The sequence below is a fragment of the Methanomethylovorans sp. PtaU1.Bin093 genome (genome assembly GCF_002067275.1).
Taxonomy (GTDB): domain Archaea; phylum Halobacteriota; class Methanosarcinia; order Methanosarcinales; family Methanosarcinaceae; genus Methanomethylovorans.
Map to the genome: position 1 here is coordinate 1 of NZ_MVQX01000011.1, position 6229 is coordinate 6229.

9 protein-coding genes and 1 pseudogene are annotated in these 6229 nt (G+C 45.2%); all 10 read right to left on the reverse strand.

Annotated features, from left to right (window positions below):
• On the reverse strand, positions 1 to 311 hold a 311-nt coding region (locus A4E24_RS00425), incomplete at its 3' end, for a DEAD/DEAH box helicase (protein ID WP_292350729.1).
• 106 nt (positions 312 to 417) lie between these two features.
• Positions 418 to 621 carry a TRAM domain-containing protein gene (locus tag A4E24_RS00430; protein ID WP_015324575.1) on the reverse strand — a complete coding sequence of 68 codons (204 nt, stop codon included), beginning with the start codon at positions 619 to 621 and terminating at the stop codon, positions 418 to 420.
• A gap of 349 nt (positions 622 to 970) precedes the next feature.
• Positions 971 to 1684, reverse strand: coding sequence for a tetratricopeptide repeat protein (locus A4E24_RS00435; protein ID WP_292350733.1), 714 nt, complete (start codon positions 1682 to 1684; stop codon positions 971 to 973).
• A 14-nt stretch (positions 1685 to 1698) separates the two neighbouring features.
• Positions 1699 to 2241, reverse strand: coding sequence for a DUF2284 domain-containing protein (locus A4E24_RS00440; protein WP_292350735.1), 543 nt, complete (start codon positions 2239 to 2241; stop codon positions 1699 to 1701).
• A gap of 16 nt (positions 2242 to 2257) precedes the next feature.
• A complete protein-coding gene (locus tag A4E24_RS00445; protein ID WP_292350736.1) occupies positions 2258 to 2896 on the reverse strand; it encodes an iron-sulfur cluster assembly scaffold protein in 639 nt (212 codons plus the stop codon).
• Between the two features lie 4 nt (positions 2897 to 2900).
• On the reverse strand, positions 2901 to 4073 hold the full coding sequence (locus tag A4E24_RS00450; protein WP_292350738.1) for a cysteine desulfurase family protein: 1173 nt from the start codon (positions 4071 to 4073) through the stop codon (positions 2901 to 2903).
• A gap of 12 nt (positions 4074 to 4085) precedes the next feature.
• Positions 4086 to 4505 (reverse strand): DsrE/DsrF/DrsH-like family protein, encoded by a 420-nt coding sequence (locus A4E24_RS00455; protein ID WP_292350740.1) that lies wholly within the window; start codon positions 4503 to 4505, stop codon positions 4086 to 4088.
• 9 nt (positions 4506 to 4514) lie between these two features.
• Complete coding sequence (locus A4E24_RS00460; RefSeq protein WP_367121121.1) at positions 4515 to 4736, reverse strand: sulfurtransferase TusA family protein; 222 nt, start codon at positions 4734 to 4736, stop codon at positions 4515 to 4517.
• Between the two features lie 59 nt (positions 4737 to 4795).
• Entirely contained in the window at positions 4796 to 5611 is an 816-nt protein-coding gene (locus tag A4E24_RS00465; protein WP_292350743.1) for a metallophosphoesterase, read from the reverse strand.
• 21 nt (positions 5612 to 5632) lie between these two features.
• Positions 5633 to 6229: pseudogene (locus A4E24_RS00470) on the reverse strand (hypothetical protein); the annotation flags it as partial.

Genomic DNA, 6229 nt, shown 5'->3' on the forward strand with positions numbered 1-6229 from the left:
CATATCTTGATCTCTCTGTACCTTGAAAGCTTGTTCATCTCTTCAGCAACCTGATTTGCAAGCTCTCGTGTGGGACAAAGTATGAGTATCTGTACTTTCTTTTCTGCAATATTCACCAGTTCAAGTGCAGGTATGCCGAATGCTGCGGTCTTTCCAGTGCCTGTTTCAGCCTGTCCGATCACATCTCTTCCTTCAAGGATATGAGGAATAGCCTGTGCCTGAATAGGTGTAGGTTTTACGAAACCCATATATTCGATCGCTTTTTTGATATCTGCAGATAAATGCAAGTCATTAAATGTAATTTTTTCCATAGTAAAGTTCCTGTGTGCTGACCACACAATTGCGTTTTTGATGATCCTGAATAATAAGAAGGCTGACAGGCCATTGTTCTGCCCGTCATACCAAGAAAAATCAGATTTAGTTGCTGACTTCAGCAAATGCGAACTTGCGCATGACCTTTGTGACCTTTATGGTCACTTCATCGCCTACGGAAGTACCTGGCACGAATATTACAAAACCGCTTACTCTTGCAATGCCGTCTCCCTCTCTTGCGATGTCCTCTATCTTTACTTCATATTCCTTCCCAGCATCCACTGGGGCAGTTGGTTCATTTCCGAACATATATTTCACGTCCTTATGTTAAAGCTTAAGAAACCCAACTATAATGAAAACATAACGGAAAAACAGCATATACGAAAAAGTAACACTATTTAAGGCCAATACGTTATCTGAACAGTTTATATCTTAAAGCAATGCTAACTTGAGTTGATACTATATATAATTGTTGGTATTGTCCAGAGGAAGAACCGGCGTTCAGCAGGTAGTTCAAATACTACTGCCTGCGCCCGGATGGATCAAGTCCATAGGGTTTACAATATATAAGTATAATAAGTCTTCAAAAGCAATTACTTACCGCAGTCTTCCGGAATATTCCTGACTTTTATTTAATAGACTGCAATGCGTAAACCAATTAATTCCTGAGCTGAAAAGCTTTGCAGATAGCTTTCGCATCTACCTGTATATTTTTTTTCTTTTTGCACGTACCGTTGTTCCTGTAAAAATTACATTTCCCGCAACAGAATACCTTACTTGCAAGCTTTGAAGCTATCTTTTCCCTCTGTTCATCGGTGATCTCAAAGTTCCTGCGATGTTTGTATAGATGCCAATCCTTGTAATACATCATGTTCACAAGTATGGACATAGTGGGAGGGTCCCAGGAACTGTATCGCTTCTCTTTTGCAAGATCACTATATGCAGCCTGCTTCTCTCTTTCAGCCTGTCTTCTGTATTTTTCATCAACTATATCCTGAAGCTCTTTCTTTAGCACTTCAGCCTGCAGGTTTTTGGGATCAAAGGTCAAAGCCTTATTAATATAATTAAGTGCAGCTTCGTATTCCTTCAATTCTTTCAGAACCATGCTCTTATTAAAATAGATCGGATACAGGTTCTTAACTTTCCCGGAGCCGATCACAGCATCGAAGAACCGGATAGCTTCCCGGAGCTTTCCGTTCTGATGGGATAAAAGGCCCATTTTATTGAGAGCAGATACGTTTTTCGGTTCCACTTCAAGGGCCATTCTGTAATAGTGTTCTTTTTTCTCCGGATCTGTTTCTTTGTCTCCCATCAGTACATATCTATTAGAGACAGCTGCAGTTTCCTTTTTGAGAGCTTCTTTTGAGTTCATTTCTCAGGATACCCTTATTCAATGAGCAGGATCCCCACACACTTAATGTCAGCAGGATCGCAAAAAACAAAAGTCTCACCTACTGTGTCCATGATCTTTCCCACGTTGATACCAACAGCTTCCGGAGGGAACCTGCGCAATTCCGGCTTTCTGCATTTTTCGGCACACACATCACACTCATTGCATGCACCAGGCCGCAGCAACTGAGCATAGGTAAAACCTTCTCTGAAGGCAAGGTATTCCAGCTCCAGCATTCTATGGAAAGATCCCCTGCGCAAAAAAGACCAGGCCCTGAAAATATCGGGTTCATGGGACATATCATGCTCTTCGATCAGCAGCAGGGCCTTATCGTATTCATGAAGGATCTTTCTGAACTCATCGATATTCATGATATGGGGAGGACAGCTTAAGCGTTTACCATAACCTTTGCACCCATATTCACACTTTATCCGTGCCCTGTTTTCCACAGGTATACCCGCTGTTTTTACAGGATATGCTCTTAATCCGAGTTCCAGAGCTCTTCTAATGATCATTTCCTGCTTTTCATTCATGGGCATACCCGTATCCTTTGTCTTAGCCTTCGGTAAAGACCACCTTTACCTCTTTGACATCCCACAGTGCTTCCAGTTTTTCTACGAGATCCTCCTTTATGGCATTTGCGAACTGATGACTGGATGGCAGATCAAGGACAACCCTGACGATACCTTCCTTGACCTCGATCTTGGTTACCAGTTCAGTACGTACAATATCAAGCCCTGCCATGGGATTCATGACATGCTTAAGCCTGCTTCTTACAACCTCTTCAGTGGTTGGTTCCTGCTCACTTACAAGACCGTGCTTTTCTTCATAGTCCCGGATCGCAGATCTCAAACCCTCTACTGCCAGCACCGAACAATGCCTTTTTACCGGTGGCAAGCCTCCAAGTTCATCAGTGGCCTCCTGCCATGTGATCTTCTTTGCGTCAGCTATGGTCTTTCCTTTTGCCATTTCGGTAATAATAGATGCAGTCGCGATATTGGAGGCGCATCCATAGGATTCGAACTTTATATCATCTATCACAGTGGTCTTTGGATCCACTTTCAGATATACTGCAACCATATCTCCGCAGGCAGGGCTGCCTTCCAGCCCCTTTCCGTCAGCATCCTCCAGCTTGCCCACGTTCTTTGGATTGCGGAAATGTTCTAAAACTTTCTCAGTATAAGGAAACTTCAAGTTATCACCTGCTTTTAGCATATAGCGGACTTATCTCTCTAAGTTTTTCCACGATCTCCTTCAGGGAACTCAGGACCGCATCCACATCTTCCATGGTGTTATACCTGCCAAAAGTGAATCTCAGAGAACCATGTGCCTTTTCATGGTCACCACCGATCCCCAGGATCACATGGCTGGCTTCCAGTGACCTGCTGAAACATGCAGATCCGGTGCTCACCGCAAACCCTCTCATATCCAGATGCAGTGTCATAGATTCTCCTTCCACGTAGTGGAACGTGAGGTTGGCGTTCTGCGGTGTGCGACTGATGCGGCTGCCGTTAAGCGTAACGTGGGGTATGTCCTCCAGAGCTTTGCTGATCGTGTGGTCCCGCATCCTGGCAAGGGCGGCATTTTCTTCAGGCGTTACAAGCTCCACGGCCTTTGCGAATCCCACGGCACCCGGGATATTTTCCAGACCGGCTCTGCGGTTTGATTCCTGGTAGCCTCCGTCCATCCACTTCTCAATGGGTGTGCCTTCACGTATATACAGGCCACCAACTCCCCTGGGACCGTGTATGGTATGCGCAGATATTGTTACCAGGTCCACAGGGATCTTTTTCACGTCCAGCGGCACACGGGTGAACGTATGCGTGGCATCAGTATGCAGAAGTACATCTTTGTCACTGCATATGTCTGCAATTGCCTTGATATCCTGTAATGTACCTATCTCCTGATTGGCATGCTGGATGGATACCAATGCTGTTTCTTTTGTAATAAGGCTTTCAAGCTGCTCCAAGTCCACAGCCCCCTCACTGTCCACGTTCAGGTAATCAACTTTGGACCCCTGTCTTTCCAGGCTCTTTGCAGTATTGAGCACCGGGAAGTCCTCTATACGGGATACTATTAGGTGTGAGCCTTTTTTCTTCTTCACAGCAGCTGTAACGCCTTTAAGGGCCATGTTGCTGGATTCGGTCTCTCCCGAAGTGAACACCATTTCTTCTGCTGACGCACCAAGAGTTCTCGCTATGGATCCCCTGGCAGCCATAAGCCCTTCTTTAGCATCTATGCCCATGGAATAGCCAAACTCCGAAGTTGCCACTGCATAGGTATCGAAGAAATAAGGTTTCATAGCTTCCAGGACACGTTCATCCAGACGTGTGCTGGCTGCGTTGTCCAGATAAGTTATCTTGTCGAACATATTCTGTCTCCATCAAATGAAAAGGGTAATACTGGCATCTTTTGCTTCGTGTATATATGTGCCTACTGCTCCGTACTCATCTATCCAGTCCGTACGCAGGTCTTCTTTCCTGATACCCATTATCTCCATGGTCATTTCACAGGCTATGATCCGGCCACCCAGCTCCTTATAATCCTGCATGAGCTTTTCCAGAGAAGCCACATTGGCTTTGGTCATTCTTTTCTTCACCATCCATTTGCCCAGGCCCAGCATGTGCATCTTTGAAAGCAGGCCAGCCTCAAGACCATCTTTCTTCAGCCGTTGTAAACCCCAGAAAGTGAAATACAGGGAGGCTTCAAGTCCCATGGAAAGTGCACCATTGCCTATGATCAAAGCACTGTATATCTTATCCATATCCCCGCTATGTACCACGATCACAGCTTTGTTCCCCACATGAACCACCTACCTGCGTATCCTTATCTTCCATTCATTGCCTTTGTCTTCCACTGCCAGGACATCAAGACCAAGAGACTCGCATGCCATAGGAATTTCCTTCTTTGATGCCGGATGTGTGCCGACCACCACTACCTCGTCTCCGGGAGAGGCTTTCCTAAGTGCTTTGCGGCATTCCACAAGTGGTACCGGACACGTCTGTCCTCTTACATCTACTTCCAATGTAACTATGATATCACCCCATACTCCTATATTCACAATTGTTAATATCTCTTTTTATTAGAAGATTTTCACATGTATATAGACTCTATCTTCATAAGTCCATACTTTTCCCCACTTCCCCCAAACACGTATATGCACATACCGGATATATGTAGCAATGCAAATGCACCTCTGTTATCTGCACCGCAGTATGCAGGAGTGGAGAACAGGGACAACAGTTGTTTATCAAAGAACCATTGATACCCTGACATGAGTGCACTATGCGCTCTTATCATCATTCTGAGCTGGTTCTTTTCAAGAAAGGCTTCAAGGACATCCCTGCCAAAAAGATGTATGCCAATCCCTCTTGGCGAAGGCCCCAACCCTTCTTGTTCCCAGGGATCGTTCCAGAAAAATTCAAAAGAATTTTCCTTGTTTATGTCATCAATGCTGCAAACACCCGGAATGCCAGCATGTACGCAAAAAAAACCTCCGGGAAGGATTGCTGCAACCGGCATTTTTTTGAAAACGGACGTAACATCTGCCAGCATTTCTTCATTTCGCCCAATCTCATCAAAAAACCCATATTTCCGGTTCATTTCCGGACTTTCGTGATTACCCCTAAGCAAAATGACATTCTTCCAATCCTGACGTTTCATTTCAAATAAGCTGACCAGCACGTCCACAGATGCATTTCCTCTATCCACATAATCCCCAAGGAACAGTAGTTGCGGACAGCTGAACGATCTCCACATATGAATGATGAGATCAAGGGCTTTCATATTGCCGTGTAGATCGCCTACTACCATACAGGGCAGTCGGAGATTCATCACAGGTGCTTCAAGGGCCAGGACTTTCTCCATTGCTGGCAGCAGTTCGGATAGTTTCGTAAGGCATGCAGGCATACCCCTCACCCGGGATGATCTTCAGTCAACATCGGACATTGATGGTGATATTGACTGGCCATTGCTCTTCAGTATCTTTCTTATATACAGCAATCCGACTATATTGATCAGTATAATTAAGAAAGCTCCTATTATATATCTAGGCTTTCGGTAATCTGCCCCAGCTGGACCAGAGGTGTCCATACTGAAAACGACAAGCTGGTCTGAACCTGGTTCTATCTCCTGCTCCAGTATTTCGGATCTTGTATCATCAGGGATGAACTTCACAACATATCTTTCCTCTCTGTCTAGGCCTATGAACAGGTAATTGTCATCATTGGACGCCTGTCGTATCAGTTTTCCCTCATTCCAAAGCTCAACAGTGCCTATAGACGTTCCGCGCACACCCAGGGTCGTATGTTCCTTTATAGGGATCTGGGAGCCCTTGGAATTCTTCAATCCATTAGGTAGGTTCAGTATGCTCAGGATCGTGGGAGCAATGTCCTCCTGTCCATATGCTTCATAGAGCACTTTTACAGGCACGTCCGGTGCGTGTACCACGAAAGGTACCATCTGTGACTCATCCATGCCTGAATAAGTATCCGACTGATGTCCTCCCTTGCTGTCAGACGATGTAAA